This is a genomic window from bacterium SCSIO 12643 (genome assembly GCA_024398135.1).
GTDB lineage: Bacteria > Bacteroidota > Bacteroidia > Flavobacteriales_G > Salibacteraceae > CAJXZP01.
In genome coordinates, this window is record CP073750.1 from 1,529,412 (window position 1) to 1,550,714 (window position 21,303).

Here is a 21,303-nt window from a genome sequence, read left to right on the forward strand (position 1 = left end):
AAAATCTCCTATCGGAATCATTTATATTTGATTTTAAATCTATGCTAATGAAAACAAATCTACTCCGATTATTTCTATTCATTTCTTTTATTGTTTTTGGAGCGCAACTGCACGCACAATGTCCTGTTCCCAACAATAACTTTCAAAAATTTGGTGAATTTGATTTAACGCCTTCTGGTGTTGGAGATACAATGACCAGTACTACTACATGGGGAGGAGACTTCCATCGTGTTCAGGTTGATTCAGGAAAAACATATTGGATTTCTATGTGCGAAACACAATATTTTGCTGATAGTGCATACTATATTGGTGCTCCTGGGATTTACTATGATCCGATCATCACTCTTTACCATGATACGCAATCAGTTGCCGGAGCGTTCAATCAACTTTCTGGTCCTATTGTAGGATTTAATGATGATTATTGTGGCGTGCTACCACAAATCATTTATACTGCAACGTTTACGGGAAATTTAGCCGTTGCTGTTGATCCTGCAGTTGACTGTGACAGTTTTGCTATAGATAGCGCCATTGTTCAGGTAACTGAGATTTTAATTGGGATTTCAGGAAACATATCTGTAAATAATCATGTTTCTTGTAATGGACTTTCTGATGGCTCAGCTACCGTGGGTGTGACCGGAAATATTGGCCCGATATCCTATTTATGGTCTACTGGAGGCACAACAAATTCTATTACCGGACTTACTGCTGGAACATATTCTGTTATCGTTTCTGATTCGGCCGGAAATGCGGATACCGTTTATACTGCTATAACAGAGCCCCCCACACTGGTCTCATCAGGCGTAGTTGACAATAATGTCTCCTGTAGCGGACTTTCGGATGGTGGTGCCACAGCATCCGCAACGGGCGGTACAGCAGCCTATACATACTTATGGTCAAATGGTGCAACCACGGCCTCTACGACCGGGGCGGTCGCTGGAACTTACAGCGTAACCGTAACTGATGCTAATGGATGTACAGACTCTTCATCTGTCATTGTTACCGAACCCGCTAATTTAGTCTCCTCCGCTACGGTTAGCTCCAACGCAAGTTGTAATTCATGTTCAGATGGAGGAGCTACCGCTTCCGCGACTGGTGGAACTACGACATATAATTATCAGTGGAATACGGGTGGAACTACAGCTTCAATCACAAATCTCCCTGTTGGAACGTATAGTGTTACGATCACCGATGCCAATGGATGTACCGATTCTGCATCAACAGTGATCAATTCGGGTCCACAGTTATCAACTGTGGTAAACAACAATGTTTCATGTAATGGATTAACCGATGGTGAAGCTATGGCTTCAGCTACAGGAGGCACCTCTCCATACACCTATGCATGGAGCAACGGAGCCACAAGTGCAACCATGTCAAGTGTTGCTGCTGGAAATTATTCTGTTACTGTTACGGATAATGGAGGTTTAACTTCAACTTCATCTGTGACAATTACAGAACCTGCTGTATTAGTCGCTGCTACTGTAGTCGATTCTAATATTTCTTGTAATGGATTTAGTGACGGAGGAGCTACTGCTGCCGCAACAGGTGGTACAAGTGCTTATACTTATGCCTGGAATAATGGCGCGACTAATGCTTCGATTACTGGTGTAGTTGCTACAACTTATTCTGTGACCATCACAGATGCCAATGGATGTACAGATTCTGCTTCTGTCACAATTACAGAGCCTGCAACCATGGTTCCTGTAACACTTGTGAACAATCATGTTTCTTGTAATGGACTTTCGGATGGTGATGTGACCGCTTCCGGAACTTATGGAACCTCACCATATACATATGCCTGGTCAAATGGTACAACTGCAAACATTGCACATGATGTTCCTGCGGGAACCTACACCGTGACCATTACAGATGCCAATGGATGTTCGGACACAGCCTCGGCCGTGGTTACTGAACCAGCTGTTTTCATCTCTACTGCTGTTGTAGACTCGAATATTTCTTGTAATGGACTTACAGACGGTGGGGCGACAGCTTCTGCAACTGGTGGTACAACAGCTTACACTTATACATGGTCTAATGGAGCAACTATAGCTTCAATCACCGGTATCGCGGTTGGGACCTATTCTGTAACAGTAACCGATGCCAACGGGTGTACCGACTCCAGTTCTATAAATATTACTCAACCTACAACTTTAACTGCAGCATCCGTTGTAGATTCCAACGTAACTTGTAACGGGTTCTCCAATGGTGGGTCTACAGTTTCAGCTACCGGAGGTACCACTCCTTATTCTTACAATTGGTCTAATACAGCTTCCACAGCTTCAATTACAGGAGTAGTGGCTAATACATATTCTGTAACAGTTACTGATGCCAATGGATGTACTTCGACAAGCTCAGCGACAATTACAGAACCTGCAGCTTTAGTAGCAGCTAGCGTGGCAGATTCAAATGCAACATGTAATGGCCTTTCTAATGGTGGCGCTACGGCTTCTGCTACAGGAGGTACTGGTGCATATTCTTATATGTGGAATAACGCTGCTACTACAGCATCCATTACTGGTGTGATCGCAGGAACTTATTCTGTAACTGTTACAGATGCAAATGGGTGTACCGATTCTACTTCTGTTATCATCACTGAACCTGCTGCTCTTGTCGCTAGTACAGTTGTCGATAATAATGTTTCTTGTAATGGTCTTGCAGACGGTGCGGCTACAGCTTCTGCAACTGGTGGTACTGGGACTTATACGTATACCTGGTCAACCGGTGCTACTACAGCAACTGTAACTGGTCTCGCTGCTGGTACTTATTCTGTCACTATCGTTGATGCTAACGGTTGTTCTGCAAATACTTCAATTACCATTACAGAGCCTGCAGCTCTTGTCGTTACTACAACCGTAGTTTCTAATGTATCTTGTAATGGCGTTTGTGATGGAGAAATCTCTGCCAATATCACCGGTGGATCTGCTCCATATTCGTATATCTGGTCAAATGGTTCTGCGGTTAATCCAATCACTAATTTATGTGCAGGTACTTATACCGTAACTGTAACAGATGCTAATGGTTGTACTGCAACAAGCACTGCTATCGTTACCGAACCAACTGTTTTAGTTGTGTCAACAACTTTAGATGCTAACGTTTCTTGTAACGGTCTTGCAGACGGTGCGGCTACAGCTATCGCTACCGGTGGGACTCCTTCTCATACTTTCTTATGGAATACCGGAGCGGCTACTGCTTCTGTGACTGGCCTTGCTGCTGGTACTTATACCGTAACTGTAACTGACAATAATGGTTGTACGGCTACTGCTGCACTTGTCATCACTGAACCTGCGCTTTTAGTCGCTTCTACCGTGGTAGATTCTAACGTTACTTGTTTCGGTGGAGCTGATGGTGGTGTAACTGCTTCTGCTACGGGTGGTACTACTGCTTATGTTTACGCATGGAACACTGGTGCGGCTACAGCTTCTATTACAGGACTCATGGCAGGGACGTATACCGTGACTATAACTGATGCAAATGGGTGTACAGATACCAGTTCTGCTATGGTCACTGAACCGCCTCTTCTATCTGTTGATTTAGGTAACGATACTTCTGTTTGTTTTGGTGGATCATTAACTCTTGATCCTGGAGCTGGATTTGCTTCTTACTTGTGGCAAGACAACTCTACGAATCAAACTTATAATGTGGATACCTCTACTCCTGGTGTGGCAGATTACTCTGTTACTGTTACAAATAGTAACGGTTGTATTGGATTCGATACCATTAATGTAACCGTATTCCAGGCTACTGGGGTCGCTATATCTGGTGCAAATGATCTTTGCGCTTATGAAATCGATACTCTAATCGCTTCTTCCGGATTTGTATCTTACATCTGGAATACCAATGCAACGACTTCGCAAATCATTGTCGATGCAAATAGTTTGTCTCCTGGTTCACAGAATTATTCTGTAACTGCTACGGATAGCAATGGTTGTGTATCTGATGATGCTGTTTCATTCAATGTATTCAATCCTGTGGTGGTGGACTTAGGTCCGGATACTTCTATCGTTTGGGTTGATGGTGGAAATAACACTTATACATTGGATGCTGGTGCGGGTTTCAACTCTTACTTATGGAGTGATTTAACCACAAACCAAACGCTTGATGTGACATTGACTAACATGGGAACTATTTCTGTTGTAGTCACTGATGGAAACGGATGTTACGGAGCGGATACTGTTTTTGTAGATTTCATATTAGATATTCCTACACTTGACAAAGCTTCAGTAAATATCTATCCGAATCCAGCTGCTGATTATTTAAACATTGACATGAAAGGTTTCAATGGTCAGGAAGTTCAGGTAATCATCACTGATATGGGTGGAAAACATGTGATCAACAACATCTTAAAAGTAAATGGAAATCAAACTTCTACTCTAGATGTTTCAAATCTTCCTACGGGTACTTACTTCATCCAAATCCAGGCTGAAAACCAAAAAGTAGTAAAACATATTGTAATTAGATAGTATATTGAGATACCACACAAATTAGAAAAGCCGTCCTAACAGACGGCTTTTTTATTATCTAATATTAGATCGCAACTGATTTAGATAAGAGTCCGCCACCTGAGCTCCTTCTTTTTGCGCACTTAAAGCACTTTCTAAAGCGCCCCTATAATCTCCCAAACTATTTTTTACCACCGACAAATTCAACCACACACTTCCAGCATGTTCATTGATTTGTAAAGCCTGGGTAAAGGCCCATGATGCTCGTTCTAAATCATTCTTTTGATAATACAGGCTCCCTAAATTGTTGTAGGCATCAAAGTAACCTGGATTAATCGTCACTGCTTGTTCTAAATCTCTTTGAGCACTCTTCAAATCTGAATTTAGTAATGCAGTCCCTCTATTGTACCACGCATTGGCGTAATCAGGATTTATTTCGATCGATTTATTAAAATCTGCTACAGCCTCAGCTATATTTCCTACCATCAAATACAAATTCCCACGATTATTATAAGCCAAATAAGAATTTGGATTCAGCGCAATCGCCTGATTAAAATCTGCCAATGCGCTGGCCCCATCTTGCAATGCAATATAAAACTGTCCCCTATTGATATATGCCTGTTCGTAATCAGGTCGCTGTTCAATAGCTAAGGAATAGGTTGCAACTGCCTTTTTCACCTGAAGCATTTTGTATTGTAAGTCTCCCAAATTAAAATAATTATCAATCTGATCCGGAGCCACCTGTATCGCTTTTTCAAAATCAGCTAATGCTTTGGCTTCTTTACCTATTTCCTGATAATAATTCCCTCTTCCAATATATCCGTACCAATCCTGTGGGTTTTCTTGAATCGCTTTGCTCCAAAGCGTTTCACTATTCTCCCAAACTCTGACTTGTTTGATCGATATAAAGAAAAAAAGTCCTCCTACAATTATTCCCAATACATAAAATGAAGATTTATTCTCTTTGATTTTAGTGATCGAACTCAACAAAACTCCAAAAACCAAAAACAATCCCAGATACGATAAATAAGTATAGCGCTCTGCGACTATAGCTCTACCAATACTCACCAACTGTAACATCAACACAAGATTGAGGAGATAAAACAAAATGCCAAAACGCAGTTTTCGATCTTTTTTAAATCCCCAAGCAGCTAATAGTAACATAATTATTCCACCTAACATAGGAGCAATAAAACTTATGCTGGTCATTTCATCACCGGCCGGATATGGATGCATTGCAACAAGACCAGATGGCCATATACTCTGAATGGTATAATAGTATATCCCATATAAAGCGAAACCCATTCGCTCTACTACGGAATATGTTTCTAAATCGTTGATTGCATCATTACTCTGCAACTGTATTGTCAATAGCCCAATAATGATACTTCCCAAAAACAAAGGAGCTAATTCCAGAAGTTTCTTTGCCTGAATCGTTCCGGATTCCCAATAGTACAGTAATGCCAAAGCCACGGGAAGAGTGATTGCAGCCGGTTTAGACAATAACGATAATACACCTAAAACCAGAGTATAAACTAAAAACTGCTTTTGTTGCTTCATCAAGTATTGATTATAAACAATCAGCGCACTGAGATAAAAAAAAGTATACACTAAATCTTTACGACTGGAAATCCAGGCGACCGACTCAATATGCATGGGATGAATGGCAAATAATAACGCTACAAAAAATGGAACTCCTCTATGATTTGAAAGAATTCTCTGAACCAGAAAGAAAACCAATACCGTATTCAATAAATGCCAAAGTACATTGCTGACATGATACATTTGCGCACTTCCATTGCCCAAAGTATGATCCAACCACAAACTAATCATGGTTAACGGATGAAAATTGCCCGTGCCGGAACCATCCAATAAAGAATTCATCGTTGGCGATTGCACAAACGCATTCTCCAGGACATAGACCTGATCATCATAATTGACGAAATCAAATTGTGTAGATGGCCAATACAAAATCAGGGTGATCAGAACGATTCCCAACAATTCATATATGGATCTTCGATCTAAATTCATTTGTTAATTGATTGGCTGGTAATAACCAGGATCTACTTGTACTCCCAAAGTTGTCGCGTAGTCAAAGTCCGCATTTGCTGAAGTTTGATCTCCAAGTAATCGATAAGAAATTCCTCTATTGAAATAATAGATTCCTTCATTTGGTTCCAGTTGAATTGCAGTATTTAACACCGCAACCGAAGAATCAAAAGCACCTAAATACTGGTATTCTACGGCAATCGCATTCCAAATCCCATGATTATCCGGCTCCAATTCCACGCATTTTCGATAGTCGTTTTTAGCTTGTTCTCGTTGATTCAGCACACTATAAATGATCCCTCGATTCATATACGCATTTACAAAATCCGGATCTAAATCAATTGCTCTGGATAAATCCATAACCGCTTCATCATACTGCCCTCTTCGACCGAAAATGGCTCCTCTATTGGCAAAAGCATTTTCATCGGTTGAATCCAATCGAATACAATTGTTATAATCAAACAAAGCATTGTCATCTTGCCCTAAATCAAAGAATATATTCCCACGGTTACTATAAAACATAGCTTCATTCGGATTAAGAGCCACCGCCTGATTTAAATCTTTGAGTGCCTTGGTATATTTTTTCTCCATACGGTAATACACGCCTCTTCCGCCCCATGAGCCCGCAACTTCAGGGAATTTTTCAATCGCATCAGTCCAAAGTGTCTCGCCACTCTTCCAAACTTTCACTCTATTAAAAGACACTAAAGAAAATCCGATCAATACAACCATAAAAGCAATGCTTAAATTCTTTTCAGCTTTTAGTTTATTAAAGGCCACATCCTCCAGAATAAAGTAAATAGCCAAACTCAATCCTACATACGCCAAATAGGTATAACGTTCGGAAATAATTGTGCTTCCCACCGTGACTAACTGTACCAACAAAGCCAATGAAGACAGGAAAAATAAAACACCAAAGACCACATTTCTATTTTGACGCCATTTCCATAATACACCTCCCAAACCTGCCGCAAATATTATTGGGGCAATACTTACCAGCATTTCAAATGGTCTTGATGGATAAGGATAGAAAGAAGATAAATGCATTGGCGCAATAAATTTTGCGATATACATATTTAACGCATAACTCGCCAGTTGCAATCTTTCAATAACTGAATACGCATCTACATTCACCGCTCCGGCATCTGTTTGTACCAACACTGTCGCCAATCCGATCATCACGGAAACCAGGAAAAACGGCACTTTTTCTACGATTAGTTTTATGGATAATTCACGTGATTGTAAGTAATCTATTAAGAGTAAGTGTATCGGAAATATAACTGCCGTAGGTTTTGATAATGCGGAAAAAATGAAAAACAATAATGTTCCTATTAAATACTTCCGGGCACCCGATTTATGAAACTCCTGATAACTTAAAAGTCCTAAAAAATAGAAACAAAAGAACAAGACATCCTTTCTTGAAGAAATCCAGGCTACAGATTCCACATGCATAGGATGCAAGGCAAAAACTCCAGCAATGAACAAAGGCAAGTACTCCCGAGTCGGCCAAATTCTTTGGACCCAGACATAAAGCAAAACGGTATTAAAAACATGAAAAATCAAATTGAACAAATGATATCCAAAGGCATTCTCTCCTCCCAAAGCATAATTAAACGCTAAACTCAACATCGTTATAGGATGATAATTGGCTGTATTACCTTGAGTAAAAAATGAAAGCAGGTTCTCCATGGTCGGATTAGTGACTTCCAAATTGTTAATGACATAATAATCATCATCCCAATTCACAAAGTCAAAAGAAAGTGATTGTAAATACACGAATAGTGTCCCAATCAAAATACCGGCTAATAGCTTTTTATGTTTTTGGTTCAAGTTGTTTTTTTAAGTGTATACAAATCTATTATTCTCACATATTTACTTCGTGAAAAACCTGTTTTAATTTCAACAATCATTTTTGAAACTTGCATAAACAAAAAGCGCCTGTAGAAATCTACAGGCGCTAAGAATCCATCTTGTTTTTGTCTATTTGATTTTCACAAACTTCTGACCACTCTCATAAAAATCCGTATTTAGCAGTTCATCAAACTCTTTTCTGGAGGGTTGAATTTGGTAGGCAATGACTTTTCCTTCCTCATCGGTTTTTTCAGAAACTTCAGTGGTGTTACGAATTTCCTCCAGATCACTTACTCCCAGACTCAGGTCATTTAATGTTAAATACCCCTGATCATCAAATTTCAGAATCCGAACTTCCCAGGTTCCATCACTATTCTCATAATTCAAATAGCAAATTCGATCTTCATATTTCAAGATTCGATTATTACCTAGCCTAAAAACTTCCTTGGTAAAGTCTACAATATAGGAAGACGAATCATCATTTGGAGTAATTACCAAATCAGCCTCATCTGCATCCACGTTGATATTTCGTACCGCAGTTTCAATGTTCTCATTAGAATCCACTGTAACTTCAAAATTCCAATTTCGTAGAATCTCACGTTTTGAAACAATTAGGATAGAGCTATCTTCAATACATAAATACTTACCGGTGAATTTACGTTTGAATTTCTCTGCATTTTCCACATCGGTAGGTTGCGGTTCTGTAAACCCAACTTCAGGCTCACAAGAAACAATCGATAATCCTAATAAGGCTAAAAAAAATAATCTCTTCCCAATTTTCATTTTATAATAACTATTTAACCCGGGTCCACACAGTAGTACGCCCCATTAAACTGAATCCAATATAACCTCTTACGTTAATGGTATTCATATCTTCATATGTAATCTCACAACTATAGGTCTTGCCGCTCTCCGGATCATAAATCGTGCCTTCTTCATATTCTCCATCATCCCATTCAAATCCTTCCAATAAGTTTAAACCTAAAATTGGTCTTGTACGTAAATCTTCATCTGAATTATGCTTATCAACTTTTGGTTTTCCCTGTTCATTATTGGGATCTCTTAACCACACAATTGAACCATAATATTTACCATCTTTTTTCGTGATTTCAATCTTGGATTTTCCTCCTTCGGTTAACCAAACTCCGATTAAGTCATCCGCTTTTTGGGCATACATCACTGAAGACAAAGCGAACAATACACATAAACTCAATAATTTTTTCATACTTGTTGTTATTTATTTTATCCCTCAAATTTAAGCATTGATTTCTTCCATCATGCGTTAAAAAAAATGAAATTGTAAATCCTGCGACAATTAATCTTGATCCTGACTTATACATTCGTAGCATAAAAAAACCATTAAATCATTTAGTTATGAAAGAATCAAAGAACATTTTTAAGGCAGGTGCAGTTATATTAGGCGCTATTGTATTAAGCGCATTTGCTGTATTCACCACCACTGAAATCCAGGCCGATGAGATTTCCGCACAAGCAAACCAATCAACTGAACTTCTAGCATTAAATACCGTTGATTTTGATGGTAAATGTGGCGAGGGAAAATGTGGAGAAGGTAAAAAATCTGAGAAAAAAGAAGAGAAAGCTAAAAAGTCTGAAAAGAAAGAAGGCAAATGTGGCGAGGGAAAATGCGGAGAAGGTAAGTGTGGCGAAGGAAAATCTGAGAAAAAAGAAGAAAAGAAAGAGCATAAATGTGGCGAAGGAAAATGTGGCGGCCAATAGTATAGTTTATAATCACACAGATAAAATGTACCCGAGCGAATGCTTGGGTATTTTTTTGTCCGCATTTTCGAATAGATTAGAATACTTTTGATACTCTGAAGCAATCCATATGGGAAACAAAAATGTAGCATCCGATTCGATCAAGATGTTTTCGGAAAAACCGCATCGTACCAAATTAAACAGACGTCACTTCCTTTTGGGAATGGCTGCTATTTCTGCTACCGCTATGATTCCCTCTGTAATTGCCTGCTCAGCTACTCCCATTCACGACATTCACAATCAACTTTCGGATAAGGATTTTAATACGCTGATTGCGGTACAAAATCATTTATTTCCAACCAGTAAAGACAGTCCGGGAGCACAAGAAATTCATGCTGCACAATATTATACCTGGGTCCTGACCGATCCATATCGCGATCCCGATAGCATTAAACAAATGCGCAACGGAATTAGATGGACACAGGAAACCGCTACCGAAACCTATAATGAAAATTTCGTTTCGTTAAACTTTGAGGAAAAAGAAAATGTACTTCAAATTATGGCTCAGGAAGGTTGGGGAGAAAACTGGTTAAGTGTAGTTCTGACACTCATTTTTGAAGCTTTATTGAGTGATCCCATTTATGGTTCAAATAATAATGAAGCCGGATGGAAGTGGTTAGAACATACCCCAGGAGTTCCCAGAGCAACCGTAGAAAACATGTATCACAAATTGATTATATCGTAATGACAGTAGAAACAGAAGTTTGTATTGTAGGAAGTGGTGCCGGTGCTGGACCAATCGCATATACTTTATCTCGTGCGGGAAAAAAAGTGTTGGTATTAGAAAAAGGACCATGGTTTACTGAAAAAGATTTTAGTAAAGATGAAATTTCAGTGTGTAGAAGGAGTGTCTATACACCTAATTTGAAGGATGAACGTCATGTTTTAGAAACCAAACATAAAGATCATTGGGATGCAAAATCCACGTATGACAGCGGTAGAGATTTTTGGAATGGTAGTCTGGTGGGAGGCTCCAGTAATTTAATGAGCGGATATTTTCATCGCTTAAAACCGAATGATTTCAACTTATTATCTACTTACGGCCCCATTGAAGGGGCTAATGTTGCAGACTGGCCTATTGAATATGAAGATTTAGAGCCGTTTTATGCAATGACCGAAGAAGTCGTTGGGGTATCCGGGAAAGTGGTTCCTCATCAATTTCAAGAACCAAGATCTACTCCTGATTTCCCTTATCCTAAACTGACCGAAAATTATATTGCGGAACTGATTGATCAGGCGTGTGATGAAATGGGGTATACATCTATTCCTACACCAAGAGCAATTGTCTCTAAACCAAAGGATGAGCGTAATCCTTGTTATTACAGCAATTATTGTGGAAGCTATCCATGTTCTTCAGGAGCTAAAGGTAGTGCGCGTGCAGCATTACTAGATCCTGCATTGAAAACTGGAAATTTGACGGTTACTCCATATGCTAAGGTTTTTAAACTCACCACCGATGAAAATGGCAAAGTGGTTTCTGCGCATTATTACGATGAGAACAAAAAAGAGGTGATTGTTAAGGCCGAAACTTTTGTAGTCGCGTGTCAGGCTATTGAAACCTCTAGATTGTTATTGATGTCTCCCGGAGAGAAGCACCCAAATGGAATTGGTAACAACAACGGTCAACTGGGAAAAAACATCATTTTTTCTGCCGGTGGAGTCGGACACGGAGAGTTCCCCTATGATAAATTCTCTGATGAAGAAGTAACTAAATTGAAGTCTCGCGGCACCTTTGTCAATAGGTCGCTACAAGAATGGTATGAAATTGACGATGACGAATTTGGCGGTAAGGTCAAAGGTGGAACAGTAGATTTCCTATGGAAACATGCCAATCCAATTGCGCGTTCCATTCGATTAAAATGGGGCAGAGATGGTTTGATTTGGGGAGAAGCTCTAAAACAAAGAATGCATCACTACTTCACGCAAGAACGTCATTTGACATTTGAGATTTTTAACGACTGGTTACCTACGGATGATTGCTTTGTGACATTAGATGATGAAGTCGTAGATAAATGGGGGGATCCCGTGGCTAAAGTCAGATTGGGATATCACGAGCACGACTTAAAAATTGGGGAATATATTGCTGAAAAAACAGAAAAAGTTTTAGAACAAATGGGCGCAGAACGTATTCGTTCCAGCGTAAGTGGTTCCGCTCCAGCCAATCTCGTGGCTGGAGGTTGTCGTTTTGGAGACGACCCTCAGACATCGGTACTGGATAAAAACTGCAAAGTTCACGATTGCGAAAATCTATATGTCACAGATGCGAGTTTTATGCCTACAGGAGGAAGTGTTCCATATACCTTTACGATATATGCCAACTCATTTCGGGTAGCAGAGCATTTAAAACAAAAGTTGTCAAACTAGATTTTGACTCCTTACACTCTATGCTTCTTTTTATACAAATACTCCACCACAAAACAGAAAACGATAATTCCAACCGCTATAAAAATCCCCTTCGTATTAGACGCATATTGCTGAATAACTAAAACTACTAAAGCAATGGTGCATAACAAACTTCCTATCATAGGAATAACCTTATTTCCGTTAACTTCTTTGTAGCGTTTATATCCCACATAATTCACCATCGCGAAAATCATCAGAAACCCTATGCTACCCGCAATAGAGATACTTTCCAGGTTTAAAGTATTGGTCATTATCAGAGTCACTACTGCGGTGATTAATAATCCTTCCGGTTGTCCCCAAAGCTTTCCGGTTAATTGGTGTGGAAGTTCTTCATCTTCGGCAATTTCATAACTCACCTGACTTCCGCCATACAAAGAAGCATTGATAGCTGAGAAGGTAGAAATCAAAGCGGCTACAGTAATTATCGTAAAACCTACCTGACCGAGCATCGGTTTTGCAGCTTCAGCCAATACATAATCCTGAGCAGTAGCAATATCACTAAATGGTAACGAACCCACAGTAATAAAAGCAATCACGATATATAACACAATTACAAAAATGACAGAGTAATAATATGCTTTAGGGATATTTTTCATTGGGTTTTCAATATCCGGAGCGGCATTCGCAATCAACTCAAAACCTTCATAGGCTACAAAAATGACCATCCCTCCGGTCAATAATTGAATCGGTGTTTCCCAATTCTCAATAGACAGTTGCGCCAAACTTGGATTCCCAATTAATCCATATGCCCCAATCCCTACAAATGAAATCAGTATAAGGAGTTTAATCACCACCGCCCATTTTTCGATTTTGCCTACTACCGCGATGCTATAATAGTTGATCAAAGTTGCCAAGATGATGATCGCACTGGAATATAAGTGTACATCCATACTTTTATCTCCAGTAATTTCGAACAAATTAGGAGCGTAGGAACCAAAAGCGGATGCATATAACGACAACATGATGATATAACTTACCCACAACAGGTTATTAATGGCACCACTAAACACGCCATTTCCAAATCCCTGATTGATGAAATTTACGGTTCCTCCTCGATCCGGATAGGTAATAGAGAGTTTCACGTAGCTATATGATGTAATCAATGCAATCAAACCCGCGATTAAAAATGAAACAGGTGTTCCTCCTTGTGCCAGTGAAACTGCCAATCCTAATACAGCAAAGATTCCACCGCCAACCATACCACCTATTCCAATAGAAATCGCTTCTTTTAATCCTATTTTGCTTGAACTCATCCCGAATTTATGATTTGGTTAAAATGAAAAAAGGAATAAAAATAGCTTTTTATTCCTTTTCTATACTTCGAGTAATTCGTTAACTAAGCCAACGCCTGTTCTAAATCTGCTATTAAATCATCCGCATCTTCTACACCCACACTTAAACGGATTAAAGAATCCACCACTCCGGATTTTTCTCTTTCTTCTTTTGGAATTGAAGCATGCGTCATCGTAGCCGGATGGCCAATTAAAGACTCTACTCCTCCTAAGGACTCTGCTAACGAAAATAACTTCACATTTTTAACGATCTCATGCGCATCTTCCATTTTATTCCCTTTAAGGGTAAATGAAATCATACCACCAAAATCATCCATTTGACGCTTGGCCACATCGTGATTTGGATGAGATTCGAACCCCGGCCAGTATACCTGATCCACCTTTGGTTGTTCTTTTAACCAGTGCGCGATCTTTGATCCGTTTTCACAATGTCTTTGTACACGTAAGTGTAGGGTTTTAATCCCTCTCAACACCAAGAATGAATCCATTGGTCCGGTTACTCCGCCACTACTATTTTGGATTCTATAAATTTCATTGGCCAAATCCTCATCTTTCACCACCAAAGCACCCATCACCACATCAGAGTGTCCGCCTAAATATTTTGTTGCAGAATGCATCACGATATCCGCTCCTAAATCCAAAGGGCGTTGCAAATATGGAGTTGCGAACGTATTATCCACAGCCAATAGAATATGATGTTTTTTCGAGATTACTGCCAATGCTTCAATATCGATAATATTCATCATTGGGTTTGTTGGTGTTTCCGCCCAAATCAATTTCGTATTCTCATTCACCAACGCTTCCACATCCTCAGGATTTCCCATTGGGGTAAAATGAAATACGATTCCATACTTCTCAAAAATGGTTTTAAAAATTCGATATGAACCACCGTATAAATCATTCGTTGAGATCACCTCATCACCAGGATTCAACATCTTAATCACCGCGTCAATAGCAGCTAAACCACTACCAAAACAAGCTCCAAAATTTCCATTTTCGATGGCTGCCAGGTTCTTTTCCAAAGCATCACGCGTTGGATTTAGTGTTCTTGAATATTCATATCCTTTATGATTTCCTACTCCGTCCTGGATGTAAGTTGATGTCTGATAGATTGGAGTCATAATCGCTCCAGTGGCTGGATCCGGTTCTAAACCTCCGTGAATTGCCTTGGTCGCAAATTTACTTTTTGATGTATCCATATTGATGATCTTTTAAAGCAACGAAATTATTCAATATCGTCAGATACAATCGTATGAATGAAGAATAAAATCAGATTCAAAAACAAATTTTACGTTAATTAAATCAAGGCAAACTGATCACATATCTAAAGCCAATGTTCACATTCGCACTTTCCTCCCCGATAAACCGATCTTTACCATCAATTTGAATCTCATCCAGTCCGCTGGTCCAGCTTCCACCTCTGGCTCCGGGCTTACTTTTATCTGTTCCATAATACACCATTTCCGCTACATTTCCACTCATACAAAACAAACCATATCTATTTGGAGCATATGACCACACCGGAGCTGTAATCTCTATCCCATCCACATCCATAGTTTCTCCATCAGGCCTAAAATTAGCCAAATAACATCCTCTATCATTTTTTGCATACGGTCCTCCCCACGGATAAGCTGAACTTTCAATCCCCCCTTTAGCCGCATACACCCATTCCGCATTGGTTGGAATTCTCACATCATTAATCGGGTTTTTACCCTTCTTTTTCAATACACTGTTTACTTCTTCCGTTAGCCATTTACAATACAGTTCTGCACCTTCCCTACTAATATTGTTTACAGGATATCCACCATATGCTGGATGCGAAAAGTAATACTCCGCCATGGCAGCATATAGATGATCATTTACCTCTCTCCATTGGGATTGGTCTGGTTTCGCAATCAGAAAATCATCTTTTCTATTTAAAATCAAAAGGTCAAATAGAAAAGTGATGTAATCTAAATTGCTCACTTCGGTTTTTAGCATTGCAAATGAATTTACTGAAACCGAAGACCCATTGATTTTCATGGTTCCCTCAGGAATCTCTGAAAACCGTTTTTTATCCATTTTGATCACTTGTTTAATCAGTTTGGCTTTCCTTTTTTGATTCTCTTTAACTTCCTCCTCAGTCAGTGTTGGAAATCTATACGGTTCAACTGTAATTACTTCTTCCTTTTGCGGAATCTCATCTATTTGAACAAAACGTTGCATCATTTCTTCTTCTTTTAACTCCACCTCAAAAGGCATTTCAAAGTTTTCCTCAGTAACTTCTTCAGGAATTAAAACCAGTTGATTTTCAGATCGAAGCTCTAACCTTTGTTCTTCTCTATTTGTAGAATCTCCAGATAGTATCCATTCTGAAGTATTTTCTTTTACCTCTACATTTTTATGAATTGGTTTTTCGATGACAGAGGGATTAAAGAAATTCGAATAAATGAGAACTCCTATACCTATAGCACTAAATATTGTTGTCATGATAACGATAACTTTTGTCGAAAAAAGAGATGATTTGTTTCCCGAATGAAAATCAGGGGCATTTACAGCATCCATAAATGCGGATCGCGTTTCTTCAAAGTGCACCAGGGGCGCATCATTTTTAGCTTGATGAAATAAGCGTCTTAATTCATATTCTTCCTTATGACATTTCATATTTCACCCCCTTTATTTTATTCGAGTTAGAATCGGACAAGACTTCCTTCAACCTTGTGCGTCCGCGTTTTAAACGTTGTTTCACAGCAGATTCAGAGACTTGTTGTATTTGCACAATCTCCTTTATCGAAAACCCTGAAATTTCAAACAAAATGAGACACTCTCGCTGTTCATCAGGAAGTCTACTCAAAGCTTGATACAATATGGCTACTTCTGTTTTCCTCGAAGTATCTGCATCTTGATCCTCCACATCAAAATGCGGATGTTGCGGCCATGACTCCTCTCTTTTTTTCTTATGATTATTAGATAAAATGCGAATACTTACCCCAATTAAATATGACAAAAAAGAATCTTTGGATTTAAGCGATTTCAATTTCTGAAACGCTACCAATAACGTCTCATTCATCAAATCCTGATGATCCATATTTCCATAAACTCTCGCCCTGCAGAAGCGTTCGAACCTATCATGAATCGGTTCATATAGTTTCAAGAAATATTCTTGTTTCTTTTTGTGCGTCATCTATTATTTAAGTACTCGTATGATATAAGTGTCGTTACTCTCTTAAAAGTTACATCGAAAGGATATTTTTTACGAAACTACTCTTTAACCCCTTTATTTTAGAGCGCTTCATAGAATAAAAACAAATCATTAAATTCACCGATTCTATCACACCGTGTCGTAAATCAAATCATTTGAATTCTATCTATACATATATCAGCATCATACTTCTTTTATTGATCAACTTCACAGGGCTGGGTCAGTTTCAGGAACGTTTGAAATCTGATGTTAGACTATCACAAATTGATCTTCAGCTAAAATCCAATATTGATTCCGCATATTATTTAGCTGAAGATTTATTGCTGCAACAAGATATTGATGAGGAAGAAACAAAATGGGCATATTCTGTTTTAGCCCTGGTGGAACAACTTAAAGGAAATGGATATGATGCAGTTATTCATCTGGAAGAATCAAAGAACTACGAGGTGGATGATCCATATCTCAATGCGTATTCCTTATATGTAGATGCGCTAATCAGTATCGAAATCGCCAATGAATCACAGGCTTTAGAGACTATTCTGGAAGCTATTGACATTTTCGAAAACCTGAATTCCGATGAAAATTTAGCTGGATGTTATACCATTTTGAGTAAAATCTACTCCAATTTGGACAAACCCACTCTAGCGAGTGAAAACCTCCAAAAAGCGCTCTCGATACATACTAAAAACAATAACTTTAATAGAATTGCCGGAGATTATCACAATCTGGCCATCTTAGCCTTAGGTACACATCCTGATTCAAGTTTGACGCTACTGAATAAGGCCATTCAAATCAACTTACAAAATGATAATATCAGATGGTTAGCAAATAACTATTACATGAAATCCAATGTATTTGTAGCACTCCAAAAGATGGATAGTGCATTTCATTACATCCGTAAAGCTGAAAGCCTATACATTGAACTTAAAGATAAATCCTCTGAACTGGGAACCAAATCTACTTTAGGTCATTTATATTTTAAAGCGAACTCATTAGACTCTGCTAAATCTGCATATAAAACGGTTATTTGGGAATCAAAGAATCAACCCAATCAAATTGACATCTCTGATGTTTACAAAAACATGGCGGACATTTATTTTCTGGAAGCTCAATTTGACTCTTCCAGAAGCTACACCCAACTCTTTATGAATGCTAAAGACAGCATCAACAAAAAGAAGAATCAACATATTCTTTCCATCGTTACACTTCGCAATGAATTCGAACTTCAAAAAGAGGAACTCTTACTTGAAAACGACCGAATTAAACTTTCTGTTCAAAGAAAAAATACACTTATCACTGCTTTGATCATTCTTATTGTGATGATTTCTTTCTTTATCTATAACATCTACAGATGGAAAAAACTGGATAAGAAAAAGAATGAAGTGGATGCGCAATTGATGCAAAAAGAAATTGAGTTAAAAAACAAAGAACTCACCTTAGCCGTTATGGGGCAATTGAAACAAACCAAATCTCTGGATAAGTTGGAAGAACAATTGGCTGTAATAGAAGATAAGGCTCCAAAAAAGTTAAAGCCTGAACTTCAAAAATTGATTTCTGAAGTATCCCGAGACAATGGTCCTTTACTTTGGAAAGAATTTGAATTGCGATTTAGTAACGTCCATAATGAGTTTTATGAACGTTTAAAAGAACGTGCTCCGGATTTAACTCCTGCCGAAATTAAAGTGTGTTCTTTTTTAAAACTAGGACTCAATTCGAAGGAGATCTCAGCACTACTTTTTAAAACTCCGGCATCTATTGAAGTAGATCGTGCAAGAATTCGCAAGAAATTAGGCCTCACCAACTCAAAAACAAATTTAAGTCAGTATATATTTGATATTTAAATATTTAACTTTTAAAAACATCCCTTTGCTAAGGTCTTTCTAAGGTTAAAAATTGGATTGAAATTTATTTTCTACAGCTTCACCCCATAGTTTTACAATCGAAATTTTAAAATTCCGTAAGAATATGAAAAAACTTTATGCTTTAGTTTTCACGTTAGCTGTTCTTTCCTTTTCAGTTAATAGTCAGACCAAATATGTGGTGGTCGAAGAACACACCGGAAGTTGGTGTCAATGGTGCCCGGGAGGAACCTATTATATGGATTCTTTGTTACACACATATTCCAATGTTATTGGAATTGCTGCACATAGTAGTGATCCAATGGAATACCCGGCTTATTTATCTAATCTAGGTTTATCCAGTGCACCATCTGCACATACTGATCGTGGTGGTCAGGCGTCTAATATTGGAAGCTGGTTTAGTGATGTTAATACCGCAATGAGTCAAACTCCAGTGGCGGATGTTGAAGTATTTCAAACATTCAACTCTACTTCCAGAGTCTTAACAGTTCGTGTAAAAGCTACATTTTATAGCGCTATTTCAGGGACGTATAAGTTAGGAGGAATGATTACAGAAGATGCGGTTCACGGAACAGGTCCTGATTATGCACAATCTAATGCTTATGGAGGAAATGGAAATGGTCCAATGGGAGGCTTCCAAACACTTCCTAAAAGTATTCCCGGAAGTATGTTATGTTACAATCACGTTGCACGCCACATGCTAGGTGGATTTGATGGACAAGCCAATTCTGTTCCAGCAAACATCCAACCTGGTGATACAGCAAGTTATACTTTCACGCATACATTACCTGCAGACTGGGATGAAAACTACATTCGTTCAGTAGGTTTCTTATTCGATGGTAGTAATGCAATCGATAACGCTGGTAAATCAGATTATTTAGATGGAACCGACAATGCTGCTCCGGTATTCCTTTCAAATCCGGTAACAAATGGATTTGTGAATTCATTCTATTCTTTGAACGTATTTGCAAGTGATCCTGATGATAAAAACATTACGATTACAGCTACTACTGCACCTGCATGGCTAAGTATTACCAGCATATCAACTCTGGGATATATACATACCAAAGCCGTACTTGAAGGCACTCCAACAGCAACGGGAACTTTCCCTGTTGAATTAGAGGTTTCAGATGGATCTAAGTCCACCACAATGAATTTTGATATTGTTGTGGCTCCGGAATTACCAGGGAGCTGGACTTTGGTAGGAAATCAGGGGTTTGTAAACTCTAGCTTTATCATAGACATGGCTGCCAATAAAAACGGAACATTATTCGCGCTTATTGACAATGGATCTTCTACCCAGGTGTATGAAAAAAATGGGAATTCAGCGTGGGCTCAAATGGGCAATTTATCTTCATCAGACATTCATGGTAAAATCAGAGTTGGCTCAGATGGATTAACTCCATACGTAGCTATCGGGGGAACCAGTGGGATCGCTGTGAAGAAGTTTGAATCAGGAGGCTGGACACAAATGGGAGGCTTACTTCCGGGAGGTGTCCAGGTAGGATTTGACCTAGATGCCAGTGACAATCCTTTCGTAGCTTTCCAGGATGGAAGTTCAGGCTATGCAGGAAGTTGTTACAGTCTCGATAACAATGCCTGGATCAAAGTAGGTAATACTACATACTCCAATGGAAATCCTGCTGTATGGAACGATCTTAAAGTAGATCAATCGTCAGGTGAGGTATATGTTCTTTGGGTAAACTTTAATAACGGTCGAGTTCCTGTTGTATCTAAATGGGATGGCTCCGCATGGAGCAACCTTGGAGGAACACAAGTTGTCAATGCGCAGGTCGCTTTCGAGCAATGTATTGATATTAATCCGGTAACCGGTGAAATCAATGTGGTATTTGCAGAAGGGAGCGGCTCAGAAGGGAGCTTAAGTGCATACCAATACAATGGTACCAGCTGGAGTCAAATTGGTTCTGATGTGGCTAATGGAATGATCTCCGATTTAGATATGACCATTAACGAAAAAGGAGTTATGCTGCTTTCTTTCCAGGATAAGGCATTTTCTGATGCGGTAAGTGCAATGAGCTACTCTTACGGAAACTGGACATTTATTGGTCCTCGTGCATTCTCAGGAGGTACGGCTTCTCAAACAGCTATTGCGGCTTATGATAACATGCCATATGTCTTATATAAAGACAATGCTGCATCGGATAAAGCAACCGTAAAATATTATGATTCCCCAGTAGTTTCAGTATCTGAAATTAGCGAAGTTTCTCAACATAATGTTTATCCAAATCCAGCGAACAACTTTATCCAAATTGATGGATTGGAAAAAAGCACAGAAGGAAGAATTTATAATATTCAAGGTGCGTTAATCTGGTCAGGATATATTCAGCCAAATGGAAATATCTCTACTCAAAGTTTAGATAACGGAATTTATATTTTACACATCGATCAGTCACAATATAAAGTGGTTGTTCAACACTAAGCAAGGTTTAATATTT

Annotated in this window: 14 protein-coding genes; 6 read left to right on the forward strand and 8 right to left on the reverse strand. The window is 38.9% G+C overall.

Annotated features, from left to right (window positions below; translation table 11 throughout):
- The first annotated feature begins 47 nt into the window (after window positions 1-47).
- The gene (locus tag KFE94_06600; protein UTW67775.1) at window positions 48-4,457 is read left to right on the forward strand and encodes a T9SS type A sorting domain-containing protein; all 4,410 of its coding nucleotides are present in this window, start codon (window positions 48-50) and stop codon (window positions 4,455-4,457) included.
- A 54-nt stretch (window positions 4,458-4,511) separates the two neighbouring features.
- Here KFE94_06600 and KFE94_06605 read toward each other — a convergent pair whose 3' ends face one another.
- From KFE94_06605 to KFE94_06620, 4 genes are all read right to left on the reverse strand, one after another.
- Window positions 4,512-6,467 carry a tetratricopeptide repeat protein gene (locus tag KFE94_06605; protein UTW67776.1) on the reverse strand — a complete coding sequence of 652 codons (1,956 nt, stop codon included), beginning with the start codon at window positions 6,465-6,467 and terminating at the stop codon, window positions 4,512-4,514.
- Window positions 6,468-6,470: 3 nt separating this feature from the next.
- Window positions 6,471-8,315 carry a tetratricopeptide repeat protein gene (locus tag KFE94_06610; GenBank protein ID UTW67777.1) on the reverse strand — a complete coding sequence of 615 codons (1,845 nt, stop codon included), beginning with the start codon at window positions 8,313-8,315 and terminating at the stop codon, window positions 6,471-6,473.
- A 150-nt stretch (window positions 8,316-8,465) separates the two neighbouring features.
- Entirely contained in the window at window positions 8,466-9,119 is a 654-nt protein-coding gene (locus tag KFE94_06615) for a hypothetical protein (protein UTW67778.1), read from the reverse strand.
- Between the two features lie 10 nt (window positions 9,120-9,129).
- Window positions 9,130-9,561, reverse strand: a complete 432-nt coding sequence (locus KFE94_06620) for a DUF2147 domain-containing protein (protein ID UTW67779.1) — start codon at window positions 9,559-9,561, stop codon at window positions 9,130-9,132.
- A 149-nt stretch (window positions 9,562-9,710) separates the two neighbouring features.
- Between KFE94_06620 and KFE94_06625 the strand changes: the two genes are divergently transcribed.
- From KFE94_06625 to KFE94_06635, 3 genes are all read left to right on the forward strand, one after another.
- Window positions 9,711-10,073 (forward strand): hypothetical protein, encoded by a 363-nt coding sequence (locus tag KFE94_06625; protein UTW67780.1) that lies wholly within the window; start codon window positions 9,711-9,713, stop codon window positions 10,071-10,073.
- 109 nt (window positions 10,074-10,182) lie between these two features.
- On the forward strand, window positions 10,183-10,797 hold the full coding sequence (locus KFE94_06630) for a gluconate 2-dehydrogenase subunit 3 family protein (GenBank protein UTW67781.1): 615 nt from the start codon (window positions 10,183-10,185) through the stop codon (window positions 10,795-10,797).
- A complete protein-coding gene (locus KFE94_06635; GenBank protein ID UTW67782.1) occupies window positions 10,797-12,476 on the forward strand; it encodes a GMC family oxidoreductase in 1,680 nt (559 codons plus the stop codon). Before KFE94_06630 ends, KFE94_06635 begins: the two co-directional genes overlap by 1 nt.
- A gap of 11 nt (window positions 12,477-12,487) precedes the next feature.
- Here KFE94_06635 and KFE94_06640 read toward each other — a convergent pair whose 3' ends face one another.
- The 4 genes from KFE94_06640 to KFE94_06655 form a co-directional block, all read right to left on the reverse strand.
- Complete coding sequence (locus KFE94_06640) at window positions 12,488-13,768, reverse strand: APC family permease (protein ID UTW67783.1); 1,281 nt, start codon at window positions 13,766-13,768, stop codon at window positions 12,488-12,490.
- Between the two features lie 83 nt (window positions 13,769-13,851).
- Window positions 13,852-15,006: a cystathionine gamma-synthase gene (locus KFE94_06645; protein UTW67784.1), complete on the reverse strand. Its 1,155-nt coding sequence runs from the start codon at window positions 15,004-15,006 to the stop codon at window positions 13,852-13,854.
- Window positions 15,007-15,109: 103 nt separating this feature from the next.
- The gene (locus KFE94_06650; GenBank protein UTW67785.1) at window positions 15,110-16,450 is read right to left on the reverse strand and encodes an SUMF1/EgtB/PvdO family nonheme iron enzyme; all 1,341 of its coding nucleotides are present in this window, start codon (window positions 16,448-16,450) and stop codon (window positions 15,110-15,112) included.
- Window positions 16,437-16,970 carry an RNA polymerase sigma factor gene (locus tag KFE94_06655; GenBank protein UTW67786.1) on the reverse strand — a complete coding sequence of 178 codons (534 nt, stop codon included), beginning with the start codon at window positions 16,968-16,970 and terminating at the stop codon, window positions 16,437-16,439. The genes KFE94_06650 and KFE94_06655 overlap by 14 nt, the downstream gene beginning before the upstream one ends.
- Before the next feature lie 173 nt (window positions 16,971-17,143).
- Between KFE94_06655 and KFE94_06660 the strand changes: the two genes are divergently transcribed.
- Both KFE94_06660 and KFE94_06665 read left to right on the forward strand, forming a co-directional pair.
- On the forward strand, window positions 17,144-18,829 hold the full coding sequence (locus KFE94_06660; protein UTW67787.1) for a hypothetical protein: 1,686 nt from the start codon (window positions 17,144-17,146) through the stop codon (window positions 18,827-18,829).
- Between the two features lie 124 nt (window positions 18,830-18,953).
- On the forward strand, window positions 18,954-21,287 hold the full coding sequence (locus KFE94_06665; GenBank protein ID UTW67788.1) for an Omp28-related outer membrane protein: 2,334 nt from the start codon (window positions 18,954-18,956) through the stop codon (window positions 21,285-21,287).
- The last annotated feature ends 16 nt before the right edge of the window (window positions 21,288-21,303 follow it).

Excerpts from the sequence above, each read along its gene's own strand:
- KFE94_06600 (UTW67775.1), top strand. The coding sequence starts at position 48 with ATGAAAACAAATCTACTCCGATTATTTCTATTCATTTCTTTTATTGTT.
- KFE94_06625 (UTW67780.1), top strand. The coding sequence starts at position 9,711 with ATGAAAGAATCAAAGAACATTTTTAAGGCAGGTGCAGTTATATTAGGC.
- KFE94_06615 (UTW67778.1), bottom strand. The coding sequence starts at position 9,119 with ATGAAAATTGGGAAGAGATTATTTTTTTTAGCCTTATTAGGATTATCG.
- KFE94_06655 (UTW67786.1), bottom strand. The coding sequence starts at position 16,970 with ATGACGCACAAAAAGAAACAAGAATATTTCTTGAAACTATATGAACCG.
- KFE94_06640 (UTW67783.1), bottom strand. The coding sequence starts at position 13,768 with ATGAGTTCAAGCAAAATAGGATTAAAAGAAGCGATTTCTATTGGAATA.
- KFE94_06645 (UTW67784.1), bottom strand. The coding sequence starts at position 15,006 with ATGGATACATCAAAAAGTAAATTTGCGACCAAGGCAATTCACGGAGGT.
- KFE94_06665 (UTW67788.1), top strand. The coding sequence starts at position 18,954 with ATGAAAAAACTTTATGCTTTAGTTTTCACGTTAGCTGTTCTTTCCTTT.
- KFE94_06605 (UTW67776.1), bottom strand. The coding sequence starts at position 6,467 with ATGAATTTAGATCGAAGATCCATATATGAATTGTTGGGAATCGTTCTG.
- KFE94_06635 (UTW67782.1), top strand. The coding sequence starts at position 10,797 with ATGACAGTAGAAACAGAAGTTTGTATTGTAGGAAGTGGTGCCGGTGCT.
- KFE94_06620 (UTW67779.1), bottom strand. The coding sequence starts at position 9,561 with ATGAAAAAATTATTGAGTTTATGTGTATTGTTCGCTTTGTCTTCAGTG.
- KFE94_06650 (UTW67785.1), bottom strand. The coding sequence starts at position 16,450 with ATGAAATGTCATAAGGAAGAATATGAATTAAGACGCTTATTTCATCAA.
- KFE94_06630 (UTW67781.1), top strand. The coding sequence starts at position 10,183 with ATGGGAAACAAAAATGTAGCATCCGATTCGATCAAGATGTTTTCGGAA.